The following is a 25972-nucleotide window of genomic DNA, read 5'->3' on the forward strand; positions in this document are numbered from 1 at the left end:
CGGTTGGCTGGGGCGCCAGGATTCGAACCTGGGAATGTCGGTACCAAAAACCGATGCCTTACCACTTGGCGACGCCCCAGCATGCGGGGCATGCCCGCTGCGCGCGGCCTTATAGGACGAGGCGAGGCAAAGCTCAATGCCGGGAGATCAACTAAAATCGGCAGCGATAAGGGCCGCCATTCCCGGCCGGTTGGTCGCCACGATCGCCGGGGATGGATCGCAAGCCCCACGCGGCTTCGCGCTTGTGCCGGCCGTGAGCAGGTCAGCTCAGGCTTCCGGGACCTCGGCCACGCGCGCGCGGCAATCCTCCAGGACGGCCGCGAGCGTATCCTCGAAGGAATGCCCGGGCGCCCAGCCAAGCAGGGTCCGGGCGCGGGTCGCGTCGCCGACGATGCATGGCAGGTCGCTCGGTCGCAGCCGCAGGGGATCCTGCTCCGTGGCTATCTTGACGCTGCTCCAGGCCAGCAGCCGATCGAGGATGTCTCCCATCCGCCAGGACACGCCGGATGCGACATTGAAAATGCTGTTCGGGGCGAGGTCGCGGCTGTTCAGCACCGCGCGGGCATAGGCGTCGGCGATGTCGCGCACATCTAGGAAATCGCGCCGCGCATCGAGATTGCCGACGCGGATGACCGGCGGAGCCAGGCCTGCTTCGATCCGTGCAATCTGCATGGCGAAAGCCGGCACGGCAAATGCTTCGGTCTGACCCGGGCCGGTATGGTTGAAGGGGCGCATCCGGACACACTTCAACCCCTGGCGTGAAAGCGCGCCGAGCGCGAGATCAGCCGCGGCTTTGGTCACGGCGTAGTCGTCGATCGGAGCAAGAAGCGTGCCTTCGTCGAGCGGCCGCCCGGTCTTGGCGCTCTCGCCATAGACCAGGCCCGACCCGACATGAACCAGCCAGCAGCCCGGAGCCTTGTCGATTATGGCATTGGCCACGTTGAGCGCGCCGCCCACATGAATGCGCCAGGTGTTGCGGGGATCGGCCTGGGCGGCGCCCAGGGCCGCGACCGCCGCCAGGTGAATGACATGGCTGGGCCGGTGACGGACAATGGCATCCTGGACGGCGGCCGGGTCCGTCACGTCCAGCTCTTCGACCTGGCCGAAGGCGGGATGCGGACCGCCATCTTTGGAGGTCGCGGCAACGGCAACGCCATCGCCGCAAACGCTACGCAGCGCGTCGCGCACATAGGGGCCGACGAACCCGTTGGCACCGGTTATCAAAACGCGCATGCCGGCCGCTTCCTTCAACGCCTGGCGGCGAAGTGGCGCGCCAGATCTGCGTCCACCATTTCGCGGATCATCTCTTCCAGGGAGATCGTCGCTTCCCATCCAAGCTTCGCCTTTGCCTTGGCCGGATTGCCGAGCAGGATTTCGACTTCCGCCGGCCTGAACAGGTCGGGATCGATGACGAGATGGTCGTCCATGTTCAGCCCGACATGCTCGAACGCGATCCTGCACATGTCGCGCACCGTCGTCGTCCTGCCGGTGGCGACCACATAGTCGTCGGGCTGGTCCTGCTGCAGCATCAGCCACATGGCGCGGACATAGTCCCTGGAGTGGCCCCAGTCGCGCCTGGCGTCGATGTTGCCCAGGCGCAGTTCCCTTGCCAGGCCCTTCTTGATGCGCGCGACGGTGTCGGTGACTTTGCGTGTCACGAATTCGATGCCGCGCAGCGGCGATTCGTGATTGAACAGGATGCCGCTCGAAGCGTGCAGGCCGAAGCTTTCGCGATAGTTGACGGTGATCCAGTGACCGTAGACCTTCGCCACCGCATAAGGGGAGCGGGGATGGAAAGGCGTGGTCTCAGACTGCACCGGCTCCTGGACAAGGCCGTACATCTCCGAAGACGAAGCCTGATAGAAACGCGCCTCGGGGATTTCGAGACGCAGCGCCTCGAGAACATTCGTGACGCCGATGCCGGTGACGTTGCCCGTCAGGATCGGCTGCTGCCATGAGGATTTGACGAAAGACTGAGCGGCAAGGTTGTAGACCTCGTCCGGCCTTACGTCGCGCATGGTCCGGGTCAGGCCCGACAGGTCCGTGAGATCGCCGTCCACGATCCGCACGTCGTTCTCGATGCCCAGCCATTTCAGCCGCGCGGTGTTGACGGCCGTGCTCGACCGTCGCGCCAGTCCGTGGACGCTGTAACCCTTCGAAAGCAGGAGTTGGGCCAGATAGGCGCCGTCCTGCCCCGTAATGCCGGTTATCAATGCTGTCCTTGTCATGGATGCTTTCTGGGATCGAGCGAGATGCGGGTGCGCGAGCCCCCTTGTTATTAACCAGCCGCGCTTCAGGCCTGCGGCAACCGCCGGCGCCACTTTCGTTACACGGCCTCTGGTTCATCCGCCAGTGTGGTGTCCCGCGCCCGTTCCAGCGCCATTGCCACAATTTCGGTCGCCTTGTCGGCGCTGGCGGCCTCGGCATAGCAACGAAATTCCGGGGCGTTGCCGGAAGGCCTCAGATGGATGATCTCGCCGCTGGTCATCCGTGCCCTGAGACCGTCGGTCTCATCGACATCCGCGACGGTGCCGAAGGGGGCAAGGAATTGCCGCAACGCATCGCGGTCGGCGAGCTTGCGCATCAAGCCGCGCGATGCCTCGACAGGGAAATTCTCGAGCCGTTCGCTGGCGCAGACCGGAAGGTTCCAGGTTTTGCGCAGGCCCGAAAGCGATTTGCCCGTCGATCCCGCCGTGCCCAGAACCGCCAGGATGGGCAAGAACGAATCCCGCGTCGGCAGCGCCGACAAGGTCCTGCCGTTCACCAGGCAGTCCGAGCCCAGGAGAACCCCGCCATTGGCTTCGAAACCGACGACGATGCCGCCGGTCGATTGCGCGGCCTCCATGCCCGCTATGACGAAGGGCGATCCAACCTTCGTTCTCACCACTTCGAAGCCGAAAGCGTGTGAAATGCCCGAATTGGACGTTACGGGCGTCACCACCATGTCGGCCTTGAGGAAGAGCGCCGTCGCCAGCCCGATCAGGTCGCCGCGGAACAGCTCGCCCTCGTCGTCGATGACGAGAGGACGGTCGGCATCGGCGTCGGCGGAAAGCACGGCGTCGAATTTGAATTCGCGCACCCAGTCCTTCACCTTCGCCATCGTTTCCGGGCCGACGGCCTCCGTGTCGACAGGCACGAAAACGTCCGTTTTCCCGATCGGCATCACGTCGGCGCCAAAGGATCTCAGGACCTCGACCAGCAACTCGCCCGCGACGGTGCTGTGCTGGTAGACGCCGAGCCTCATGCCCGAAAGGGCGCCAGGGGCGAGAATGCCGCCAACCCGGTCTCGAAAGGCCGCGAGCGCCTGTTCATGGCCGCTTTGCCAGTCCGCATGGGCCGGCGGCCAGGGATAGTGGTCCGACAACTCGGCGACCGCCTGCGTGATTGAGGCCTCGTCCGCCTTGTCGATCTCGCCCTTCGGCCCATAGAACTTGATGCCGTTGCGGTCGGCGGGAATGTGCGATCCGGTCACCATCAGCGCCGCGGCACCGTGCAGGCGGGCAAAATAGGCAAGCGCGGGCGTTGGGATGGGGCCGCAATCGACCGGCTGGAAGCCGCTTGCGGCCAGCGCCGCCATGCAGTCTTGCGCAATCGCTTGGCTGCTGTCGCGCAGGTCACGCCCGACGAAGACCTTGCCCTGCTGAAATCCAGTCGACCGCAAGCGCCGGGCGAAACCCTCGGTATAAAGTCCGCTTGGCCTTCCAACCAATTCGCTAGCCAAACCCCGAACGCCGCTTGAGCCGAATTTCATCAGTCTGCTTTGCTGTTGGAAGATTGCCGCCGCTCATTGGAATGAGCCCGGCTGCCCCCCGGCTGTCAACAGCAAAAAACAACTCGAAATCCCGTGTCTTTCCTAATGTCCCCAAACGGCCAGTTCGTTGCCGGCCGGATCGGTGAAGTGGAACCGCCTGCCGCCTGGGAAGGAAAAGATCGGCTTGACGATGACGCCGCCGGCATTCTCGACCGCGTCCAGCGTTTCCTCAAGGTTTTCGGAATAGAGCACGGGCAGTGGCTTGGCCGGGGCTTCGCCGGCGTCTGTCTGGAAGCCGCCGTCGAGCCCTTCGGCAAAGGCGGCATAGGTCGGGCCGTAGTCGGTGAATGACCATGAAAAAGCGGCGCTGTAGAAGGACTTGACGCTGTCCAGCGTGCCGCCCGTCGCCGGCAGTTCGAGATAGTCGAGTTTTCCGTTGAGTTTCATCACGCTACTCCAATATGTTCCTGTTATGTTCTATATCGCGCCGGACCCGTCCGGCAAGTCTTTTTGACGCAGCTTTTGCTTAATCGATTGTAGTTTCGGCGGCGATCAGGCCAGTGCCTTGCCTTTCGCACTGCAGCATCCTATCGCTCGGGTCGGGGAAGGCGGGGAACCGGGCCATCGTCCGGGGTGTTCTATCTTCCACGAACTGGAGGGCTAGCATGACCAAGTGGGTTTACACCTTCGGCGACGGTGCCGCCGAAGGCCGTGCCGGTGACCGCAATCTTCTCGGCGGCAAGGGTGCCAATCTGGCCGAGATGTGCAGCCTCGGGCTGCCGGTGCCGCCCGGTTTCACCATCACCACCGAAGTCTGCAACGCCTATTACGCCAACGGCCGCACCTATCCCGGCGGGCTCGAGGCGGATGTCGTCTCCGCCCTCGACCATATCGGCCGGATCACCGGCCGCCGCTTCGGCGATACGTCGAAGCTGCTCCTGGTCTCCGTGCGCTCCGGTGCCCGCGCCTCCATGCCCGGCATGATGGACACGGTGCTCAATCTCGGCCTCAACGACGAGACGGTCGAGGCCTTGGCCGCCGATTCTGGCGATGCGCGTTTTGCCTACGACAGCTACCGCCGCTTCATCCAGATGTATTCCGACGTCGTGATGGGCCTCGACCACGAGGTGTTCGAGGAAATCCTCGAGGACCAGAAGGCAAGCCTCGGCCACGAGCTCGACACCGGGCTTTCGGCCCAGGAATGGCAGAGCGTGATTTCGCTCTACAAGGCCAAGGTCGAGGAAGAGCTCGGCAAGCCTTTCCCCCAGGATCCGCGGGAGCAGCTGTGGGGCGCGATCGGCGCCGTGTTCTCGAGCTGGATGAACAACCGCGCCATCACCTACCGGCGCCTGCACGACATCCCGGAAAGCTGGGGCACGGCCGTCAACGTCCAGGCCATGGTGTTCGGCAATATGGGCGAGACATCCGCGACCGGCGTCGCCTTCACCCGCAATCCCTCGACCGGCGACAGGCAGCTTTACGGCGAGTTCCTGGTCAACGCCCAGGGCGAGGACGTGGTGGCCGGCATTCGCACGCCGCAGAACATCACCGAGGCGGCGCGCATCGCCGCCGGTTCCGACAAGCCGTCGCTGCAGAAGCTCATGCCCGACGCCTTCCAGGCTTTCGTCGACATCTCCGACCGCTTGGAAAAGCACTACCGCGACATGCAGGACCTCGAATTCACCATCGAGCGCGGTAAATTGTGGATGCTGCAGACCCGCTCTGGAAAGCGCACCGCCAAGGCGGCGCTGAAGATCGCCGTGGACATGGCGAAGGACGGGCTGATCACCAAGGAGGAGGCCGTCGCCCGCATCGATCCCGCCTCGCTCGATCAACTGCTCCATCCGACCATCGACCCGAAGGCTGCGCGCGATGTCATCGGCATGGGCCTGCCGGCGTCGCCGGGTGCGGCCACCGGCGAGATCGTCTTTTCGTCCGCCGATGCCGAGGACGCCAGGGCGCAAGGGCGTAAAGTCATCCTGGTGCGCATCGAGACCAGCCCCGAAGACATCCACGGCATGCATGCCGCCGAAGGCATCCTCACCACGCGCGGCGGCATGACCAGTCATGCCGCGGTGGTGGCGCGCGGCATGGGCAAGCCCTGCGTGTCGGGCGCCGGCTCGCTGCGCGTCGACTACAAGGCCGGCACGCTGCTCTCGATGGGCCAGACCTTCCGCAAGGGCGACACCATCACCATCGACGGCGGCAACGGCCAGGTGCTAAAAGGCGCTGTAGCCATGCTGCAGCCGGAGCTGTCGGGCGATTTCGCCGCCATCATGGAATGGGCCGACGCCGCGCGTCGCATGAAGGTGCGCACCAATGCCGAAACGCCGCTCGACGCGCGCATGGCGCGCTCCTTCGGCGCCGAGGGCATCGGGCTGTGCCGCACCGAGCATATGTTCTTCGATGGCGCCCGCATCGTCGCCATGCGCGAGATGATCCTCGCCGACACCGAGAAGGACAGGCGAGCGGCGCTGGACAAGCTGCTGCCCATGCAGCGCTCGGACTTCCTCGAACTGTTCGAGATCATGGCCGGCCTGCCGGTGACGATCCGCCTGCTCGACCCGCCGCTGCACGAGTTCCTGCCGAAGACCGAGGCCGAGCTCGCCGAGGTCGCCTCGGCCATGAACGTGTCGGCCGACAAGCTGAGGCAGCGCACCGATGCGCTGCACGAATTCAACCCGATGCTCGGCCATCGCGGCTGCCGGCTCGCCGTCTCCTATCCGGAGATCGCCGAGATGCAGGCACGCGCCATCTTCGAGGCGGCGGTCGAGGCCGGCCACAAGGCCGGAGCGCTGGTGGTGCCGGAAATCATGGTGCCGCTGGTCGGCCTCGTGAAGGAGCTGGAATATGTCAAGGCGCGCATCGATGCGGTCGCGCAGAGCGTCATGCAGGAGACCGGCACCAAGATCGACTACCTGACCGGTACGATGATCGAACTGCCGCGCGCAGCGATCCGCGCACATGTCATTGCCGAAGCGGCCGAATTCTTCTCCTTCGGCACCAATGATCTTACGCAGACGACTTTTGGTATCTCTCGCGATGATGCCGCGTCCTTCCTCGAAACATACCGGCAGAAGGGCATCATCGAGCAGGATCCATTCGTGTCGCTCGACATCGACGGCGTCGGCGAGCTGGTGCGGATCGCGGCAGAAAAAGGCAGGGCGACGCGGCCCGGCATCAAGCTCGGCATCTGCGGCGAGCATGGCGGCGATCCGGCCTCGATCCGTTTCTGCGAGGAGGTCGGCCTCGATTACGTGTCGTGCTCGCCCTACCGGGTGCCGATCGCCAGGCTGGCCGCCGCGCAGGCTGCCGTGGCGGCGGCGAAGAGCGCTCCAATACGCGGTTCCTAATGCATGTCGCCCAGAAGTGCGCAGCGGTTCCGGGACAACGACATGTATCGAGGCAAAGACCATGTCGCCCAGAAGTGCGCAGCGGTTCCGGGACAACGACATGTATCGAGGCAAAGACCATGTCGCCCAGAAGTGCGCAGCGGTTCTGGGACACGCGTCAAAACAAAGACTTGAAGCGCACCGCCTGAATCCGTTTCGGCGCGGCGCGCTTTAAGGACATTCGGGTACCTTACGATTTTGTATGCAATGTCACGCGAACGTGCGTGTCACGGCCCTGAATCTCGACACCGTTTCAAGGCACATTTCGACACTGAATTTATTGGTGCGCGGTTCGCCGCTCGGGCGGGAACGCGAGCTGCCGCCCGTCGGCCGCCTCGAGGCGCTTGGTGGCTCGCAAGAGTCGTTGTGGCCCAGGGCCTGATCGTCCTGTATATGAGATCACCTTGAAATACGCGTGATGGTCCCGCATGTCGATGTCCCAGCCCAGCTCCCTGGAGTCCGATCCGTCCGGAGCCCGGTCAAGGATGTTGCCGGTTGGCCCCGTCCGCTCGATCCTGATCCTGCAAACGAAGTACATCGGCGATCTCATTCTTGCCTCCGCGCTGGCGAAGAATCTCCAGATCGCATATCCCGGCGCCAGGGTTGTCTTCCTTTGCGAGGCCCGTTTCGGAAGCTTCCTGACCGCACACGGGATCGCGTCCGAGACCGTTACTTTCAGGCGTGGCAGTGCGCGCGGCACTATATTGCAGCGCGGCCTGGAACTCTGGCGAGTAATCCGCAATCTACGCCGGTTCGGCTTCGATATGACCATCGACCTGACCGATTCAAGAACGTCGCATTTCATCGCCATGGTCGTCAATGCGAAGACCCGGGTCGGCTACTATCCGTCGGAACACCCATTGCGTCGTTTCGAGCGCCAATCCATCAATGTCCAGGCAAAGCCGTTCGGCTACGGCGAGAGGCATTTTCTCTATCGCTATCTTTCGCCGCTGGAGGCGCTTGGCGTGGATCTACGTGTGAAGGCTCCCTCAATCCAGCCGCTGCCGCTGGAAACGGCGCGGGCCCTGGCCTTGCTGGACAACTCCGGTCTTCGGCGCAAAGCCTTCATGGTGGTGCATGCCGGTGCAAGCTTCCCGGGGCGCCGGTGGCTGCCCGAGCGCTTCGCCGCAGCCATCGACACGATATCGACCGAAACCGGTCTCTCCGTCGTTCTGGTTGGCGGTCCCGATGAGGCCGAGGCGAACGATCAGATCATGGCCATGGTCAGCACGCCGGTCGTCAATCTGGTAGGGGCACTATCGCTGGAAACGTTGCTGGCGCTGCTCCAGGAGGCACGGATGTTTCTCGGCAACGAAAGCGGCCCGATGCACATGGCGGCGGCAACCGGCACGCCGGTGGTCGGTCTGTTTGGTCTGACCAACCCGATCCGGTGGGGGCCGGTCGGTGCGCCCAGCATTTCGATGCGACCATCCATGCCTTGCGACTGCGTGGGCGGCGACCTGTGTCACCGGACCGATCCGAGCAAGGCATGCTGCGTCTGGCGCGTCGAAGTGGCCTCGGTCGTCGATGCCGTGCGCGAGCTTCTGTCGCGGACAGAGGTGGCCCTCAACAGCACGGTTTGATATTGCGGGAAAATTCCGCGTTTGCGGGTTGGGCATCCTGATTTTCGCCTTGATGCCGGTCGCCTTTGGGCGCGGTTTTCATGTGGCAAAACGTTCGATATGAAGGACTTGAAATAAGGAATGCGCGTGTTTCGAAACGCTCTTTGCGCGATGGCGCTGTCGGTGTTCACCGCGTCGGCGGGCAATGCCACTGCCTTGCTCGAACCGAAGCTTCATGTGAAGCCGCAGGGCGTCGAGGGCGGCGGCGGGCGCGTCGCCCTGACGCTCGATGCCTGCGGCGGAAAGACCGACACGAGGATACTCTCGGCGCTCGTCGACAACAGGATACCGGCGACGATCTTCGTCACCGGCATCTGGCTGAAGCGCAATGCCGAAGCCGTCGAGATCATGCGGGCCCATCCCGATCTGTTCGAACTGGAAAACCACGGCGGCCGCCACATTCCGGCGGTCGATACGCCGCAGAAGATCTATGGCATCCGCAGCGCCGGCAGTCCGGACGCCGTGCAGGCCGAGGTTGAATCCGGCGCTGCCGCCTTGGCCGGCGCAGGCGGGCCGGCGCCGAAATGGTTTCGCGGCGCAACCGCCGAATACAGCCCCTCGGCGATCGCCATGATCCGCAAGCTGGGCTTCAAGGTCGCCGGCTTCTCGGTCAATGGCGACGGCGGCTCGCTGCTCGGCGCGAAGGAAACGGCGCGCCGCATCGGCGCCGCCAAGGACGGCGACGTCATCATCGCCCACATCAACCAGCCGACCCATGCGGCCGGCGAGGGCGTGGTCCAGGGGCTGCTCGCCTTGAAGCAGAAGGGCATGACCTTCGTGCGCCTCGACGATGCCGTAGGCAATGACGGCACGACGGATTGAGGGGCGGGGCGAGGGGTCGTAGCCTCGTCATTCCAGGGCGGAGCAGGAGCGCAGCTCCGTCGCGAAGACCCTGGAATCCGTTCCGTTACCTTAATCATAGGGCGCAGCGGAGCAGAATTCCGGACCATGGCGTGGCTTCGAAGTCACGGAATGGATTCTATGGTCATCGCCGCGTCGCTTCGCTCCTTGCTTCGCCATAGAATGACGACGGAAAGGCGTTTCGGCCGATCTCAAACGTCTGTGATAATCCAGCCTGTCGCTCAACCGGGCGTGGCTTCGACCGTCACCTTGTTCGTGTAGAACGCGCCGTGATTGCGGATCTCGACCATTTCGTCGAACGGATGCTCATAAGCCCACATCGCATTCTTGCCGGCTTCGCCGGCCGGCTGGACGCTCCAGTAGCTGGCATCGCCTTTGTATGGGCAATGTGTCGAATGGTCGGTCGGGGCGAGCTTGCCGAAATCGATATCGTCGAACGGGATGTAGAAAACGGCCGGGTAAGGTGGCTCCGAGAGAATCTTTGCCGCAGTCGATGTGGCGATGATCCTGTCGCCAGCGCGGACAGTGACGGTGCCGCGATAAGATTCGACCGTGATCACCTTGTCGGGATTGCGTTGAAAGCCGGGGGCTGGATTGGCAAGCTTGTCCATGAATGGTCTCCTTGGGGGAGACTTACATGTGTCGAGCACCCGCCTCGTGCAAGCTTGCGCCGCGCAAGGCGCCATCACCATTCATTGAACGTCTGTCGCCCCGGGCGAGTCGGCGTCAGGCGGCCGTCTTGAAGGCATCCATGAGGCCGGCATAGGCGGCGGCAATGCCCGCCACCGGATTGGTGCTCCTCGCCGCGGTCTCGACCTTTAGCGCGCCTCCGCTGGCCGGCAGCGTGAGCAGCAGGAACTGACGATTGTCGGCATTGCCGATGCAGGCCGCGGCGACATGCTCGCCCTCGGCGCCGTTTTCGACGCGCATCTTGAACAGTAACGTTCCGCCGACGGCCTCCAGCGCGCCGCCGACGACTTCGGCAAATTCATCATCGGAAACAATTTTGGTGTCCGGCGTCAAATCGTCCAGACTTTCGGCAAGCGTGCTTTCGAGGGCTTTATCGTCGAGCTGCGCGTCCATGCGAACCACTCCATTCGCCAATCTCACCCAGCCCGTTAATGAAACTTAACGGCGACGATGGCCGGATTATGGCGGTTTTTCCGGTTCTTCGATCCATCCACGGGCTTCGACTTATGGCGGCTGGACAAACCGCCGGTTCGTTCCACAATGCGTGAAACAAACGACGCGAATGCGCGAAGGGGAGGAACAGATGCTCGGATTGATGCAGGAATGGCCGCTGCTTTGCCACAAGCTGATCGACCATGCGGAACGCCAGCACGGCAGCCGGGAGGTCGTGTCGCGTTCGATCGAAGGCCCGATCGTGCGCACCACCTTTGCCGAAATCCATCACCGGGCGCTCAAGGTCGCGCAACGGCTGGATCGTGACGGCTTCACGCTTGGCGACCGCATCGCGACCCTTGCCTGGAACACGGCTCGCCATATCGAGGCCTGGTACGGCATCATGGGCATCGGCGCGATCTATCATACGCTCAACCCGAGGCTGTTTCCCGAGCAGATCGCCTGGATCATGAACAATGCCGAGGACAAGGCGATCTTCGTCGATCTGACCTTCGTGCCGCTCCTGGAAAAGATCGCCGGTGCGGTCCGGTCGCTGAGAAAGGTGATCGTGCTGACCGACCGGGCGCATATGCCGCAAACCTCGCTGGCAAATGCCGTCGCCTATGAAGAATGGCTGGCCGAGGCCGACGGCGCCTTCGCCTGGAAGACCTTCGACGAGAACACCGCAGCCGGCATGTGCTACACCTCGGGCACGACGGGCGACCCGAAGGGCGTGCTCTACAGCCACCGCTCCAATGTTCTCCACGCCATGATGGCCGCCATGCCTGACGCCATGGGCATATCCACCCGGGATGTGATCCTGCCTGTCGTACCGATGTTCCACGCCAATGCCTGGGGTCTCGGCCAGAGCGGGCCGATGATCGGCGCCAAGCTGGTGATGCCCGGCTGCAGGATGGACGGCGCTTCGATCTACGAATTGCTCGACACCGAAAAGGTGACGTTCAGCGCCGCCGTGCCGACCGTGTGGATGATGCTGCTGCAATATCTGGAGGAGACCGGCAAGAAGCTGCCCTACCTGAAGAAGGTCGTCATCGGCGGGGCGTCCTGTCCGCGCGCCATCACCGCGAAGTTCCAGGAAAATTACGATGTGCAGGTGGTGCATGCCTGGGGCATGACCGAAATGTCGCCGCTGGGCACGCTCTGCACCCTGAAGCCGCAATATGAGACGCTGACCGGCGAGGCGCGGCTCGATGTCCAGGGTAAGCAGGGTTTTCCGCCCTTCGGCGTCGAAATGAAAGTGACCGACGACGACGACAACGCGCTGCCCTGGGACGGCAAGACCTTCGGACATCTCAAGGTGCGCGGCCCCGCGGTGGCGCGCGCCTATTATGGCGGCGCCGGCGCCGAGCAGTTCGATGCCGATGGCTGGTTCGACACCGGCGATGTCGCCCATATCGACGCCAGCGGCTACATGCAGATCACCGATCGCGCCAAGGACGTCATCAAATCGGGCGGCGAATGGATATCGACCATCGATCTCGAGAATCTCGCTGTCGGCCATCCGGACGTGGCTGAGGCGGCGGCCATCGGCATCCCGCATTCGAAATGGGGTGAGCGGCCCTTGCTCGTCGTCGTGAGCAAGCCCGGCAGGCAGCCGAGCAAGGGCGACATCCTCACCTTCATGAGCGGCAAGGTGGCGAAGTGGTGGATGCCCGACGACGTGGCCTTCGTCGGCGAAATTCCGCACACCGCCACCGGCAAGATCCAGAAGACCAGCTTGCGCGACCAGTTCAAGGATTACCGCCTGCCGACGGATTGACGAAAAATGTTCGATCTTTCGGCTTCAAGCCGGCGCCAAAAACCGCTAACTCTCGGCCCGGGTTGGGACGACACGGCAAAGAATGGCATCTATTCCTGAACGGCAGACGTCAAGCGCGGCCGGCTGGTCGCGGCGGATCGGGGCATTTTCCCTCGTCCTTTTGCTCACCGTCATTGCCGCTTATAGGCTGGGTCTCGTCGAGACGCCGCCTTTCCTGTGGGTGCTGGCGCTCGTGGCGCTGCTGGCGGCGCTTGCCCTGTTGCTGGCCGGTCTCGGTTTGTCCAGGGTCTGGAGTTTCGGCGATCGCGGCGGCCGCGATCTCTCGATCGGCGCGCTGCTGGCGCTTCTGGTGCTGGCGCCCTACGGCGTCGCCGTCTACTGGGCGACGATCTATCCGCCGCTGCGCGACATCTCGACCGATCTCGACGATCCGCCGGTGTTGGACACCAGCGATCGCACCGCCGACATGAACGAGCTGTCGTTGCCGACCCCGGGAGAACAGAGCCTGCAGGCCGATGCCTATCCGCTGGTTAGCGGGCGCAGCTACAACCTGCCTTTCGAAACCGTCGTCGACGCTGTCGAAACCGTGCTCGACCGCCGCGATTGGCAGCTGACGGCGCCTTATCCCGACATCAACGGTCAGAGCGAGGCGACGATCAATGCGCTGGCCAAGGGCTTCGTGCTCGGACTGCCGGCCGACGTCGCCATCCGCGTCACCGACGACGGCGAGCAGGTCATCGTCGACATGCGCTCGGCCTCGCGCTACGGCCGCTACGACCTCGGCGACAATGCCGCCCGCATCACGGATTTCCTTGGCGAGCTCGACCAGGAGGTCGCCGGGCAAGTCGGAGCGGCGCCAGCCGAATAGAGCCTACGCAGCGGGCGCGAAAACGCCGTCTATGGCCGGATCGCCGTCCGTGATGATCAAGCCGCGCGCGACCAGATCCTCGATATGGGCAAGCACCGAAAGGCCGGCCGCGCCATGCAGCCGCGGGTCTGTGTCGCGATAGATCGCCGCGACCATTTCCGCGATCGTCCGGTCTCCGGCGCGGATGCGTTCCAGGATCGCCCTTTCGCGCATCTTGCGATGTGTCTTGAGACCGCGCATGAACCCTTGCGGCGCGGTAACAGGTCCGCCATGGCCCGGCAACAGCAAGCGATCGTCGCGCGCCAAGAGCTTGTCGAGGGAGCTCATATAGTCGGCCATGGCGCCGTCCGGCGGCGCAACGATCGAGGTCGACCACGCCATGACATGGTCGGCTGAAAACAGGGTTCCGGCTCCTTCGAGGGCAAACACGGCGTGGTTGGCGGTGTGGCCGGGCGTCAGCACGGTTCGGATTGCCCAGCCGTCGCCCTGGGTCAGCGCATCGTCGGCCAGCACGACATCGGGAGCGAAGCCGAGGTCGGCGCTGGCGTCGAGCGGATTGACCTCGCCGATGCGCAAAGGCCGCGCCGGCCGGTGCGGGCCTTCGGCAAGCGTCGGCGCGCCGGTCAGCTCTTTCAATCGCGCCGCGAGCGGCGAATGGTCGCGATGGGTGTGGCTGACGAAGATGTGGCTGACCGGGCGGCCGGCGATCGCCGTAAGCAGCGCTTCGAGATGGGCATCGTCTTGCGGCCCCGGATCGATCACCGCCAGCGTGTCGCGGCCGACGAGATAGCTGTTGGTGCCGTGGAAGGTGAACGGGCTCGGATTTCTGGCGGTGACGCGCAGCACGTCCGGTGCAACCGCAACCGCCCGGCCATAGGCGGGATCGAAGCTGGTGTCGAATTCAAGGGCCATGCCGGCTAGCTCCGCTGCAATGCGGCAAAGTGATTGCCGCCCGATACGGAAGCCAATATAGGAAAATCAATGCATGTCGCCCAAAACTGCGCAGCGGTTTTGGGAGAACGACACGCATCAAGACAAATTTTTGAAGCGCATCGCCTCAATCCGCTCTTGCGTGATGCGCTTTAAAGCCGGCAAATCAGCCACCCAGTGAATTAGCCAGAACGGGGAAGACCATGGCAACTGCAACCACGATGCGCCCGCTTGTTTCTCTCACCCTGCCGGATCGGGGCGCTGCCCGGCTCGCGACGCAGCTCTTCCTGGCGCTCGCCGGAACCCTGCTGCTCACGCTTTCGGCCAAGACCAAAGTGGTGCTCGGCCCGGTCGACCTTTCGCTGCAGACGCTCGCCGTGCTGTTGATCGCCTCGGCGTTCGGCCTGCGGCTGGCCGTCGCCACGCTTCTTCTCTACCTCGCCGAAGGCGCTTTCGGCTTGCCGGTCTTCCAGGGCACGCCGGAAAAGGGCATCGGCATCGTTTACATGCTGGGCTCGACGGGCGGCTATCTCGCCGGCTTCGTGGTCATGGCGGCGATCGCCGGCTGGGCGGCCGATCGCGGCTGGGACCGCAATCCGTTCAAGCTGTTCGGCGCCATGCTGACGGCGGAGGTCGTGATGATGGCGATGGGTTTTGCCTGGCTGGCGATCCTCATCGGGCCGGAAAAGTCCTGGCAGTTCGGCGTCCTGCCTTTCATCGTCGGCGACCTGATCAAGGTGGCTCTGGCCGCCAGCCTGGTGCCGGCCGTGTGGGCATTGCTCAAGCGCGGCTGAGAACGATCGACGAGAAAAGGGGCCGGCGGGCGACAGGCGCCCGCCGGCCCTTTTTCATGGCGCGGTCGGATTTCGCTCGAAACCAGCGCATGCCGGATGATAGAAAGTGGTGAACCAGCGTCGGGAAGCAGTCAAAGCCGACATTGACAAGCCAGCGCCCGAAACCTAAGCACGGGCAACTTGGCGTCGAGGCGGGGGCCGCGGTAGTTCAAGGAGAGCTTGTTGAAAGGAATTATCCTTGCGGGTGGCAGCGGAACACGCCTTTATCCGCTTACATTAGCGGTTTCTAAGCAGATACTGCCGATCTACGACAAGCCGATGATCTATTACCCGCTGAGCGTTCTGATGCTCGCGGGAATTCGCCAGATTCTGGTCATTTCAACTCCGCGCGACTTGCCGGTCTTCCAGGCTTTGCTGGGCGACGGTTCCGAATTCGGGCTGGAATTGTCCTATGCCGAGCAGCCGCAGCCCAACGGCCTCGCCGAAGCCTTCATCATCGGCCGTGACTTCATCGGCAAGGACAGCGTGTCGATGATCCTCGGCGACAACATCTATTTCGGCGGCGGCCTGCCGCAGCTGTGCCGCGAGGCTGCGACGCGCGATGGCGGCGCCTCGGTCTTCGCCTACTATGTCGATGATCCCGAGCGTTATGGCGTGGTCTCCTTCGACAAGGTTACCGGCAAGGCTCTGACGATCGAGGAGAAGCCGCAAAAGCCGAAGTCCAACTGGGCCGTGACCGGTCTCTATTTCTACGACAACGACGTGGTCGACATCGCCTCGACGATCCGTCCTTCGGCGCGCGGCGAGCTCGAGATCACCGCGGTCAACAATGTCTATCTCGAGCGTGGCGAGTTGCATGTTCACCGCCTCGGCCGCGGCTATGCCTGGCTGGACACCGGCACGCATGACAGCCTGCTCGAGGCATCGTCTTTCGTGCGCACGATCGAGCATCGCCAGGGCATCAAGATCGCGTGCCCGGAGGAGATTGCGCTGGAACAGGACTGGATCAGCGCCGACAAGGTGCTGGAGCGCGCCGCACGGCTCGGCAAGAACGAATATGCAGCCTATCTGCGCCGGCGGGTGGCCGACCTGATGGAGGAACGTGGTGCTTGAGGTCAGGCCGCTCGGCCTCGACGGCGTGCTGGAGATCGTGCCGAAGCGGCATGGCGATGCGCGCGGCTTTTTCAGCGAGACCTGGAATGCCCAACGCTTCGCGGAGGCCGGCATCGATCTCGTCTTCGTTCAGGACAACCATTCCTATTCCGCAGCGGCAGGCGTGCTGCGCGGCCTGCATTACCAGCTGCCGCCGCGCGCGCAAGCCAAGCTGCTGCGCGTCATCCGGGGCAGCCTGCTCGATGTCGTGGTCGACATCCGCAGCACCTCGCCGACATTCGGCAAATGGGAGGCGCTGGAAGTATCGGCCGAGAAGGGCAACCAGATCCTGGTGCCGCAAGGCTTCGCGCACGGCTTCGTCACGCTCGTGCCGGATACCGAGGTGCTCTACAAGGTGACCGACACCTATTCGCCCGAGCATGACCGGTCGATCCGTTTCGACGACCCTGCAATCGGTATCGAATGGCCGGCAATTGCCGGCGGGTTCCAGCTTTCGGACAAGGATCGCAAGGCGCCTCTGCTTGGCGCGGCGGAGGTCTTCGCGTGAGGAGGGACGGCGGCATGAACTTTCTGGTCACCGGTGGCGCCGGCTTCATCGGCTCGGCCGTGTGCCGGCATCTGTGCGCCAATCCGGCCTACCGCGTCACCAATCTCGACAAGCTCACCTATGCCGGCAACCTCGCTTCGCTCAGGCCGATCGAGAACGCGCACAACTACCGTTTCGAGCAGGCCGACATCTGCGACGAGCGCGCGGTGCTGGAGATATTGCGCCGAGACGACATCGACATCGTCATGAACCTCGCCGCCGAGAGCCATGTCGACCGCTCGATCGACGGCCCCGGCGCCTTCATCGAGACCAACATTGTCGGCACCTACCGCATCCTGAATGCGGCGCTGGAATACTGGCGTGGGCTGTCCGAGGAGCGCAAGCCCGGCTTCCGCTTCCATCATGTCTCGACCGACGAGGTGTTCGGCGACCTGCCTTTCGATGGCGGCATGTTCGTCGAGGAGACGCCTTACGCGCCGTCCTCGCCCTATTCGGCGTCGAAGGCGGCGTCCGACCATCTGGTGCGGGCCTGGCACGAGACCTACGGCCTGCCGGTGGTGCTGTCCAACTGCTCGAACAATTACGGGCCCTACCATTTCCCGGAAAAGCTGATCCCGCTGGTCATCCTCAACGCGCTCGACGAGAAGCCGCTGCCCGTCTACGGCGCCGGCGCCAATGTGCGCGACTGGCTGTTCGTCGAGGATCACGCGCGCGCGCTGGAACTGGTGGCCACCAAGGGACAGCCGGGCGAGAGCTACAATGTCGGCGGCAATTCCGAGCGCACCAATCTCGGCGTCGTCGAGACGATCTGCGGCCTGCTCGATCTGAAGCGGCCGCGCGCAGGCGGCAAAAGTTACCGCGATCTGATCACCTTCGTCACCGACCGCCCCGGCCATGACCGGCGCTACGCGATCGACGCCGCCAAGATCGCGCGCGACCTCGGCTGGGCGCCGCGCGAGAATTTCGACAGCGGCCTGGCCAGGACCGTCGACTGGTATCTCGACAACAAATGGTGGTGGGGCCCGATCCGCGAGCAGCGCTATGACGGCGAACGGCTGGGCCGGGGCAGGGTGGAAACGCGCCCGGCCGCAAGCGCCCCGATCGAAAACGCAAAGAGCGAAAGCAGCCCGACCGGAAGCAAGGCCGGGAGCAGGAAGGTGGCCACGTGAGGCTTGCCGTCACCGGACGCGAGGGCCAGGTTGCCGCAAGCCTGGTAGAGACGGCAAGGGGCCGTGACGGCCTCGAAGTCGTCGCCGTCGGCCGGCCGGCGCTCGACCTGGCGCGGCCGGACACGGTGTTCGCGGCACTTGAAGCGGCAAGGCCCGACATCGTCGTTTCCGCCGCCGCCTACACCGCCGTCGACCAGGCCGAGGACGAGAAGGACCTGGCCTTTGCCGTCAACGCAACCGGCGCCGGCAAGGTGGCCGAAGCGGCGGCAAGGCTCGGCGTTCCGGTCATCTATTTGTCGACCGACTATGTCTTCGACGGCACCAAGGACGGCGCCTATGTCGAGACCGACCCGACCGCGCCGCTCGGCGTCTACGGCGCCTCCAAGCTCGCCGGCGAAGAGGCGGTAGCGACCGCCAACCCGCGCCATCTCATCCTGCGCACGGCCTGGGTCTACAGCCCCTTCGGCAACAACTTCGTCAAGACGATGCTTCGGCTTGCCGCCAGCCGAGACGAGATTTCGGTCGTTGCCGATCAGTGGGGAAACCCGACATCGGCGCTCGACATCGCCGAGGCGATCCTGCATGCGGCGGCGAGACTGCAAACCGACAGGAATTTCGCCGCCTTCGGCGTCTATCACCTGGCGGGCGGCGGCGAGACCAACTGGAGCGGCTTTGCCCGTCACATCCTCGACACAAGCCGGGCGTTTGGTGGCCCGCACGCGAGCGTGCGCGACATCGCCACGAGCGACTATCCGACCAAGGCCAGGCGGCCGGCCAATTCGCGGCTGTCGAGCGCGAAGTTTGAAGGCGTGTTTGGGTGGAAGGCGCCGGGGTGGAGGGTATCGGTGGAAAGCGTGGTTCGGCGGCTGGGGGGCAGCGAGACGAAACAGGCATTGAGTGCATGAACGAGAATCCATCACCGGAGCAACTGCGCGATGCGAGCGCGCAGCCGGCCGATCAAGCGGCGCCGAAGAAGCGCGCCAAGGCCAAGCCCGCGAAGCGCACATGCATCATGGTTCTTGGCATGCACCGCTCGGGCACCAGCGCGCTGACGAGAGCGATCAGCCTGCTTGGCGCGGCGTTGCCGAAGAACATGCTTGGAGCAAATCCAACCAACCCTGCCGGCCATTGGGAGCCGCTGCGGTTGATAGATCTGCACGAGCAGATGTTGGCAGAAGCTGGAAGTCGTTGGGATGACTGGCGTCCCTTCGAGCAAACTGATCTCGGTGCCGCGCGGCTGCGTTTTTACAAGGCCGAGATCGCGAAGCTAATAGACGAGGAATACGGCAGCGCACCGCTTTTCGTTCTCAAGGAGCCCAGAATCTCGCGTTTCGTGCCGCTTTATGCAGAGATATTGAAGCAGTTGGACATCGACGTTTGCTACGTCCTGACCCAGCGCAATCCTTTAGCCGTGATTGCTTCGTTGGAAAAACGCGATGGGTTCACATCCGGTTTCAGTGCTCTCCTATGGCTGCGGCATGAGTTGGAGGCAGAACGTGCAACGCGCGGAAAGCCGCGCGTATTCGTGTCGTATGAAGCGATGCTTGAGGACTGGCGGGTGGGTATCGACAAGGTTACCAAAGCTCTACAAGTGGCGTGGCCACAGCCATCGGGCGAAGCCATTTCCACGCACTTTTCATCCGACCACCAACATCATTCGGCAAGTGCGGAACTGCTTTATGCCGATCCACGCATCGTAGATTGGATCAAGCAGGCGTACTCGGCGCTGAAGGATCTGGAGGCTGATCCTTTTGATGCCATGGCAATGGCTCAGCTGGATACCATACGAACTTCCTTCGACAGCTTCACCCCGGTGTTTGGGGAAGCTTTCTTCCAGGAGATCGAGGCGCGTGCCTCAATATCGGAGCGGGCAAATTCTCAGCTGCAGAGTCTTGCGGACGAGCGCGCTGCGGAGATTGATCGGCAGGCGGCGGATCTGACGGCCCTTCATCAAGAGATGGGAGAAAAAAATGCGCAGCTAACGCAGCAGCAGGTAGCCCTTCAGCATTTGGTTGATGAACACGCGGCAGATACGCATCGCCGTACAGCCGACGTCGAAAAACTTCAGGCAAAGGTTGCACGAAAGGATGCTGAGTTGGCCCAGCAGCGGGACGCGGTCAGGCGTCTGACGGACGAGCTGTCCGCCAAAGCTGAGATGCCTACCGATACAAAAGAGAAGGAATTTGCCGCGCGTACGGCTGAATTGCAGATGGAAGTCGAGCGCGAAAGACACCGCGCGTCGGAGGCGGAAGATCGATTGCGTCGCTTGACCCAGGAGTTGGATACTCTTCGCGTTGGACACACGAATATGCTGATGGAGCGAGATGAAATTCTCGCCGATCATCGGGTGCGCCTTGAAGCCATCCAAGATAGTACATCTTGGCGAATAACGTCCCCGCTGCGATCGATAGGTCGCTTCGCTAAGCATACATCGTTCGGCATTGGCTATCCTCTTTCTGTTCTGTGGAAAGTTGCCACAAAGCGCTCTCTTGCGCCGATACGCGAGGTCCGGGCTGCGGGAATCATTAGAAAATCTGGAACTTTCGATAGGGAATGGTATCTCAAGAACAATCCCGATGTTGCTGGATGGCGTATTGACCCCCTGCGGCATTACGTTGTCTTCGGTGCCCGTGAGGGGCGCGATCCAAATCCGTGGTTCAGTAGTAACAACTATCTGCGCGATAACCCCGATGCTGCACGCACCGGGCTAAATCCGCTAGCTCATTTTATAACCCACAGCAAAGGCGGGTTAGCGAATCGGCGTAGCGGTGCTCACGGTGGCACAGAAGCGCTGGCGGACCCTCCTGCAAAACAAACGCCGCCTGTGGCGCATACAGCCATGATTTTGGATGATTTACCTGGCTCCATCTATACCATCTACAGATCTCTGCCTCTGCCCCTGACCGTTCGACGCCAAATCTCTTGGCTGGTGTCCAAGCACGCACCAAGCCTTTTGCGTCTAGTGCACTGGAAAGCTGCGGCGCATTCAGCTCGTCGGGCTGCGACCGCTGCTGCCGAGTTAGCAGTAGTTTTGTCCAAAAGAGAAGAGAATGACGCAAGCGATCCGCGGTTCTCTGTTGTTATTCCCATATATGACAGAACATGGGAGTTGAGAGAAGCCATAGGTTCAATTCTATCGCAAGACAACAAATCCTTTGAGCTAATATTGGTATTAGATGGATCTCCTTCGGAAACTGTTGAAGTCGTAAATGAATTCAAAAATGACCATAGGGTAAGGATTTTTAGTTACCCGATGCCATCGGGAAACGCAGTCCGTGGTCGAAACAAGGGAATTTTAGAGGCTCGTGGCGAGTATGTTGCATTTTTGGACAGTGATGACGTCGCTATCAACAACAGATTGAGTTTGACCGAGGCCGCCTTTGCTGAAACGGGCGCTGATGTCGTTTATGGCGGTTGGCAGGCGATCGTGGACGGATCCCGTACGGTTGAGGGTTTGGAGGACGGGCAGGTTGTCTTTAGCCCCCCATGCGACCTTGAGATGCTGAAGCGTGTATGTGTGCCATGTCAGAGTACGGTAGCGGTCCGAAGAGAAGCGTTCTCGGCGTCTGGGGTTCTTAAGCCTCAGATGGAATACAGGGAAGATCACGAGCTATGGGCTAGGATGGCTTACTTCGGGCACGAGTTCGTCGCTCTTCCTCAAGTTTTGAGCAAACTAAGAATTCATGCTGGAAATAACGAGTTGGCCTTCAAGGCGAATGATGAGTATTGGCTCGAAAGATTTGAACAGGAATTTCAAGTAAGAGCGCCAATATTCAAAAAGATAGTTTTCGTTCTGCCTGGGGTTGGAATTGGCGGCGGGACAGCTGTTGTTTTCAAGCACGCAATGATGCTCCTCGCATTTGGACACGATGTTACAATTATAAACATTGGAGAGCATTCGGACGCGTCTTGGTATCCCGGGCTGACGGTTCCGGTATACAAAGCCAGCATGGTGGACGGATACATCCTTAGGAACATTGATGCTCTTTTCGCCACAGGATGGCAAACTGTTGATTTTGTGGAACAGCTCCCTGCATCGCGAAAGATGTACTTTGTGCAGTCGGACGAGCGGCGCTTCGTTGATGATGAAACGACAAGGAAACGTATCGCCGATGGCTACCATTTACCTTTCGAGTTCCTTACGGAAGCGCATTGGATTCGTCGCTTCCTGAAGGAGGAATTCGGGAAATCTGCCGCCTATGTTCCTAATGGTTTGGATCAGACTATTTTTCACTCAAAAGGGAGGGCGACGTCTGCGCGACGCAGCAGGAAGCGGGTTCTTTTAGAGGGGCCTATCAACGTTCCATTTAAAGGGATGGCGGATGCCTATAGTGCCATTCATGACCTGGATTGCGAGATTTGGGTGGTGAGTTCCGCCGGGCAACCGCCGCAGGACTGGCGGGTCGACAGGTTCTTTGAAGGTGTTGAGTTCGGAAAAATGGGTGAGATCTATTCGTCTTGCGATGTCTTTCTGAAGATGAGCCGCATTGAGGGGTTCTTCGGCCCGCCAATGGAAGCGATGGCTTGTGGGTGTGCGGTCGTTGTAGGAAAGGTAACTGGATACGACGAATACATCGTTGACGGTCGGAACGCTTTAGTCGTCGATACGGGGGATGTCGCCGCAGCGAAAGATGCAGTGCGTCGCCTTCTGATGGACGAAGAACTCAGAGCAAAGCTGATCGATGGAGGGCGAAAGACAGTAAGAGAGTGGACCTGGGAGCGATCGTTTACTGCGATGAACAACGTCATTTCTGACTCTGGAAAATGAATATGCAGATAAATTTTGTGAATCGAAAGAGAGATTGGACGTTCTCCCCCCATGGTGGACCACTTACTGACGAAGAGATTGAACGCCTGCATGCCCGCCTTGTTCAGCCGATCACGGACGCAAAGAATGTGGCGTTGTTGTCGCCGCTGACTCGTCGCCAACGTGAACAGTTTTCACGAGCTACAAAGTCAGTCGTTCTCTACTTTGGAGACGAGGTGCCGGAGGTAGTCAAAGCTGAAGAACTAGCCGCAATGAGTTCGGCGCCGCTAGGCTATCGCCCTGAGGCTCTCGTGGGCCTGAACGTAGGTTGCGGGACTCGGACAATTTCGCCGTATCTACTGTCGGTCGACATCATGCGGCAAGGCTCTCTCGGAAAGGCGTCCGGCGAACATTCCCAGCTAAATGCCTCGGCCTTTTTAGCGCTTTCGGATGATCTTCCGTTTAGGCCAAACACCATCGACTACATTGTGGCGCTTCATATGCTTGAGCATGTGGAAGACCCGGTGGGTACGATCAACCATTGGCTTGATATCGTTAAGCCTGGTGGCGGTATCGGGATCATTGTGCCCGATTGGCGTTTTACCTGGGACTCTCGGAACGACCGAGCTCCATTCGGCCATAAATGGAACCCGACGCCCGATCTAATCCGGCGGCTCTATAAAGAGCATTGGAGTTCCAAGGCAGACCTGCAGCAGTTGGACACCTACGAGTTTGCCATGTCTTTCGATTTTGTGCTTCGCAAGCATGGTCGGTTCGTGCCGTTCGCGGCACCGGACCCTGCGACCATAAAATCAGGCTATCAACGAAATCAGGAAGGGGTCTTCCTTCATGGAGATTGAACGCTCGCAGCTCGAGTACTCAGTCGGCAGGTGACCTTTGCCAAAGCAATTCCGCGAGACCGATTGATGGCGAATTATTCGAAAACAATGCCTCTTCTCCTCTCCCTCACACGTCGCGAAATCACTGGTCGATACCGCGGTTCGGCGTTTGGCCTGCTGTGGTCGCTGCTCACGCCGCTGTTCATGTTGGCGGTCTATACCTTCGTATTCGGCTTCGTAATGAAGTCGCGATGGAGCGTTCCAAGCGCCACAAATACAGAGCATTCAATGGCCGAATTCTCCGTCGTCCTGTTTTCGGGCCTCATAGTGTTTCAGGTATTCTCTGAAGTGCTGTCCACAGCTCCTAGTCTAGTTTTAAATAATCGTAATTATGTGAAGAAGATTGTTTTTCCGATTCATATCCTGCCTGCCATTTCGGTTGGTGCCGCTCTTTTTCACGCCTGCGTTAGCCTGCTGGTGTTGCTCTGCTTCGCGGGGTTCGTGTTCGGTGGCATTCACCTGACCGTCATTCTTGCGCCTGTGGTGATTGCGCCAATGGCCGTTATGGTCCTAGGCGTAGCTTGGATGCTAGCAGCCGTCGGAGTCTATTTTCGCGATATCGGGTTGATTGTGCCGCCGGTACTCACGGCCACTTTGTTTCTGTCACCCGTCTTGTTTCCGCGTACAGCACTGCCTGTTGGGTTGCAGCCCTATCTTTCTTTGAACCCGCTTGCCGTGCCGGTCGAGAGCTTCCGCAATGTAGTCATTTTCGGCGTACAGCCGAATTGGACGGCGCTTGGTAGCTACTTGCTTGTGTCGATTCTGGTAGCAGTTCTTGGCTATCAGTTTTTCCAGACGACACGCAGGGGTTTTGCCGATGTCCTCTGATAGATCTGTTGCCGTTGCCTTAGATGGCCGTTCGGACGTCGCCATTCGCGTGCGCGATGTTTCGAAACATTATGTCATGTTCGGGCGGCCGGAGGACCGCTTCAAGCAGATGGTGGTCCCGCGCCTCGAACGCCTGATTGGCCGCCCGCCCCGACGCTACTTTCGCGATTTCGCCGCTCTGTCAGGCGTGTCCTTTGAAGTCGGACGAGGCGAGACGGTCGGCATTATCGGCCGAAACGGTTCCGGCAAGTCGACGCTATTGCAGATCATTTGCGGCACCCTTCAGCCGACCAGCGGATCGGTCGAGGTCAATGGCCGTATCGCCGCTCTGCTCGAACTTGGCGCCGGCTTCAATCCAGAATTCACCGGGCGCGAGAACGTCTTTCTCAACGCCTCGATCCTAGGCGTGCCACGCAAGGAGATGGAGTGGCGCTTTGATGACATTGCCCGCTTCGCCGATATCGGTCCGTTCATTGACCAGCCAGTGAAGACTTATTCGTCGGGCATGTATGTGCGGCTCGCCTTCGCCACTGCCATCAACGTTGATCCAGACATCCTCGTGGTGGACGAGGCGCTTGCAGTGGGCGATGAGGCGTTTCAGCGCAAATGCTTCGCCCGTATCGAGGATATCAAGGACAAGGGTGGTACCATCCTGTTCGTGAGCCATGGTGCTTCGACAATCGTTCAGCTATGCACACGGGCGATGCTTATTGATGGTGGGGAGAAGATATTCGAAGGCATGCCGAAAGCGGTGGTGAGCCAATACCAGCGACTAGCGAATGCCAGTTCCGCAGGAGCTACGGAAATCCGAGCTGCTATTTTGCAAATGAACGACGACTTCGGACCAGTGGGCGGCCTTCTAAGATCGGATGTCGACGGAGCGCCTCTTGCAGAATCGACCAAGTCTAACATCGAAAGATGGTCCGATCTTTCCATGGCCGCACCGCAGGTAAGCGAGCACGAAGCTAGTGTCACGCAGGATGGGCCAGACAAAGATGGCCTTGCTGACTACTTTGATGCCAACCTCGTTTCGAAATCCACGGTGGTACTTGAGGAAAGAGGCGCCAAAATCCGCGACGTCAGGATAACCACGCTTCACGGACATGTCGCGAACGTATTGCGTTTGGGTAAACGCTATATTTTCCAGTACTCCGTCGAGTTCGACGTTGATGCTACAAACGTAGGATTCGGGATGTGGATTCGAACTGTCGACGGCCTTGGTCTGGCTGGCGTGCAGTCTATTAACTCCCCGTCACAACGTACCCCGAAGGTGGCAAAGGGAGAGACCATAAGTGTCGCAATTGAGTTTTCTTGTCTAACTCTTCCTGGTACATACTTCTTTACCTGTGGTGTTTTTGGGACCGTTGGCGCGGAACAAATAGTAATGCACAGGATCATTGATGCACTGATGTCGCGTACTGCTCCAGAGGCAGACATCGTCGCGATTGGCAGAATCGATCTTGGTGCAAGGCTTAGCTTGGCCTGCGAGAAAAAATCTCAAGCCGCGTCAAATCTTCCTGACCTCTAAGCAGCCTTTGGCGTAAATTCG

Annotated in this window: 22 protein-coding genes and 1 tRNA gene; 15 read left to right on the plus strand and 8 right to left on the minus strand. The window is 61.2% G+C overall.

The window, feature by feature from the left end; translation table 11 throughout:
- Nucleotides 1-4: 4 nt before the first annotated feature.
- The 5 genes from RFM52_RS07205 to RFM52_RS07225 all read right to left on the minus strand — a co-directional run bounded on the left by RFM52_RS07205 (nucleotide 5) and on the right by RFM52_RS07225 (nucleotide 4198).
- Nucleotides 5-79 (minus strand) — tRNA-Gln (locus tag RFM52_RS07205).
- 188 nt (nucleotides 80-267) lie between these two features.
- Nucleotides 268-1251, minus strand: a complete 984-nt coding sequence (locus RFM52_RS07210; protein WP_320294805.1) for an NAD-dependent epimerase/dehydratase family protein — start codon at nucleotides 1249-1251, stop codon at nucleotides 268-270.
- Nucleotides 1248-2228 carry a GDP-mannose 4,6-dehydratase gene (gmd, locus tag RFM52_RS07215; protein WP_320294806.1) on the minus strand — a complete coding sequence of 327 codons (981 nt, stop codon included), beginning with the start codon at nucleotides 2226-2228 and terminating at the stop codon, nucleotides 1248-1250. The genes RFM52_RS07210 and gmd overlap by 4 nt, the downstream gene beginning before the upstream one ends.
- A gap of 98 nt (nucleotides 2229-2326) precedes the next feature.
- On the minus strand, nucleotides 2327-3751 hold the full coding sequence (locus tag RFM52_RS07220; protein ID WP_320294807.1) for a phosphomannomutase: 1425 nt from the start codon (nucleotides 3749-3751) through the stop codon (nucleotides 2327-2329).
- Nucleotides 3752-3853: 102 nt separating this feature from the next.
- The gene (locus RFM52_RS07225) at nucleotides 3854-4198 is read right to left on the minus strand and encodes a VOC family protein (RefSeq protein ID WP_320294808.1); all 345 of its coding nucleotides are present in this window, start codon (nucleotides 4196-4198) and stop codon (nucleotides 3854-3856) included.
- Between the two features lie 218 nt (nucleotides 4199-4416).
- Here RFM52_RS07225 and ppdK point away from each other — a divergent pair, with 218 nt between their 5' ends.
- The 3 genes from ppdK to RFM52_RS07240 all read left to right on the plus strand — a co-directional run bounded on the left by ppdK (nucleotide 4417) and on the right by RFM52_RS07240 (nucleotide 9587).
- Nucleotides 4417-7104, plus strand: a complete 2688-nt coding sequence (ppdK, locus tag RFM52_RS07230) for a pyruvate, phosphate dikinase (protein ID WP_320294809.1) — start codon at nucleotides 4417-4419, stop codon at nucleotides 7102-7104.
- Nucleotides 7105-7628: 524 nt separating this feature from the next.
- Nucleotides 7629-8726 (plus strand): glycosyltransferase family 9 protein, encoded by a 1098-nt coding sequence (locus tag RFM52_RS07235; protein WP_320294810.1) that lies wholly within the window; start codon nucleotides 7629-7631, stop codon nucleotides 8724-8726.
- 150 nt (nucleotides 8727-8876) lie between these two features.
- Nucleotides 8877-9587 carry a polysaccharide deacetylase family protein gene (locus tag RFM52_RS07240; protein ID WP_430699239.1) on the plus strand — a complete coding sequence of 237 codons (711 nt, stop codon included), beginning with the start codon at nucleotides 8877-8879 and terminating at the stop codon, nucleotides 9585-9587.
- Nucleotides 9588-9847: 260 nt separating this feature from the next.
- On the opposite strand, the gene RFM52_RS07245 is transcribed toward RFM52_RS07240, so the two are convergent.
- Together RFM52_RS07245 and RFM52_RS07250 are read right to left on the minus strand one after the other, a co-directional pair.
- Entirely contained in the window at nucleotides 9848-10237 is a 390-nt protein-coding gene (locus tag RFM52_RS07245; RefSeq protein ID WP_320294812.1) for a DUF427 domain-containing protein, read from the minus strand.
- A gap of 115 nt (nucleotides 10238-10352) precedes the next feature.
- Entirely contained in the window at nucleotides 10353-10709 is a 357-nt protein-coding gene (locus tag RFM52_RS07250; RefSeq protein ID WP_320294813.1) for a hypothetical protein, read from the minus strand.
- 190 nt (nucleotides 10710-10899) lie between these two features.
- Between RFM52_RS07250 and RFM52_RS07255 the strand changes: the two genes are divergently transcribed.
- Nucleotides 10900-12528, plus strand: a complete 1629-nt coding sequence (locus RFM52_RS07255) for a fatty-acid--CoA ligase (protein ID WP_320294814.1) — start codon at nucleotides 10900-10902, stop codon at nucleotides 12526-12528.
- Between the two features lie 82 nt (nucleotides 12529-12610).
- Nucleotides 12611-13396, plus strand: a complete 786-nt coding sequence (locus RFM52_RS07260) for a DUF1499 domain-containing protein (protein ID WP_320294815.1) — start codon at nucleotides 12611-12613, stop codon at nucleotides 13394-13396.
- 3 nt (nucleotides 13397-13399) lie between these two features.
- Here RFM52_RS07260 and RFM52_RS07265 read toward each other — a convergent pair whose 3' ends face one another.
- Nucleotides 13400-14308 carry an MBL fold metallo-hydrolase gene (locus RFM52_RS07265; protein ID WP_320294816.1) on the minus strand — a complete coding sequence of 303 codons (909 nt, stop codon included), beginning with the start codon at nucleotides 14306-14308 and terminating at the stop codon, nucleotides 13400-13402.
- A gap of 73 nt (nucleotides 14309-14381) precedes the next feature.
- Here RFM52_RS07265 and RFM52_RS07270 point away from each other — a divergent pair, with 73 nt between their 5' ends.
- The 10 genes from RFM52_RS07270 to RFM52_RS07315 all read left to right on the plus strand — a co-directional run bounded on the left by RFM52_RS07270 (nucleotide 14382) and on the right by RFM52_RS07315 (nucleotide 25951).
- A complete protein-coding gene (locus tag RFM52_RS07270) occupies nucleotides 14382-14507 on the plus strand; it encodes a hypothetical protein (RefSeq protein ID WP_320294817.1) in 126 nt (41 codons plus the stop codon).
- Nucleotides 14508-14529: 22 nt separating this feature from the next.
- Nucleotides 14530-15120 carry a biotin transporter BioY gene (locus RFM52_RS07275; RefSeq protein ID WP_320294818.1) on the plus strand — a complete coding sequence of 197 codons (591 nt, stop codon included), beginning with the start codon at nucleotides 14530-14532 and terminating at the stop codon, nucleotides 15118-15120.
- A gap of 222 nt (nucleotides 15121-15342) precedes the next feature.
- Nucleotides 15343-16233, plus strand: a complete 891-nt coding sequence (gene rfbA, locus RFM52_RS07280) for a glucose-1-phosphate thymidylyltransferase RfbA (RefSeq protein ID WP_320294819.1) — start codon at nucleotides 15343-15345, stop codon at nucleotides 16231-16233.
- Nucleotides 16226-16780 (plus strand): dTDP-4-dehydrorhamnose 3,5-epimerase, encoded by a 555-nt coding sequence (rfbC, locus tag RFM52_RS07285; protein WP_320294820.1) that lies wholly within the window; start codon nucleotides 16226-16228, stop codon nucleotides 16778-16780. The genes rfbA and rfbC overlap by 8 nt, the downstream gene beginning before the upstream one ends.
- A 14-nt stretch (nucleotides 16781-16794) precedes the next feature.
- The gene (gene rfbB, locus RFM52_RS07290; protein WP_320294821.1) at nucleotides 16795-17949 is read left to right on the plus strand and encodes a dTDP-glucose 4,6-dehydratase; all 1155 of its coding nucleotides are present in this window, start codon (nucleotides 16795-16797) and stop codon (nucleotides 17947-17949) included.
- Nucleotides 17946-18854, plus strand: coding sequence for a dTDP-4-dehydrorhamnose reductase (rfbD, locus tag RFM52_RS07295; protein ID WP_320294822.1), 909 nt, complete (start codon nucleotides 17946-17948; stop codon nucleotides 18852-18854). The genes rfbB and rfbD overlap by 4 nt, the downstream gene beginning before the upstream one ends.
- Nucleotides 18851-22717: a glycosyltransferase gene (locus RFM52_RS07300; RefSeq protein ID WP_320294823.1), complete on the plus strand. Its 3867-nt coding sequence runs from the start codon at nucleotides 18851-18853 to the stop codon at nucleotides 22715-22717. The genes rfbD and RFM52_RS07300 overlap by 4 nt, the downstream gene beginning before the upstream one ends.
- A gap of 2 nt (nucleotides 22718-22719) precedes the next feature.
- A complete protein-coding gene (locus RFM52_RS07305; protein ID WP_320294824.1) occupies nucleotides 22720-23556 on the plus strand; it encodes a methyltransferase domain-containing protein in 837 nt (278 codons plus the stop codon).
- Nucleotides 23557-23622: 66 nt separating this feature from the next.
- Complete coding sequence (locus RFM52_RS07310) at nucleotides 23623-24423, plus strand: ABC transporter permease (protein ID WP_320294825.1); 801 nt, start codon at nucleotides 23623-23625, stop codon at nucleotides 24421-24423.
- Nucleotides 24413-25951, plus strand: a complete 1539-nt coding sequence (locus RFM52_RS07315) for an ABC transporter ATP-binding protein (protein WP_320294826.1) — start codon at nucleotides 24413-24415, stop codon at nucleotides 25949-25951. The genes RFM52_RS07310 and RFM52_RS07315 overlap by 11 nt, the downstream gene beginning before the upstream one ends.
- Nucleotides 25952-25972: the final 21 nt, after the last annotated feature.

It is taken from the genome of Mesorhizobium humile (genome assembly GCF_033977215.1).
In the GTDB taxonomy this organism is placed as follows: Bacteria; Pseudomonadota; Alphaproteobacteria; order Rhizobiales; family Rhizobiaceae; genus Mesorhizobium; species Mesorhizobium humile.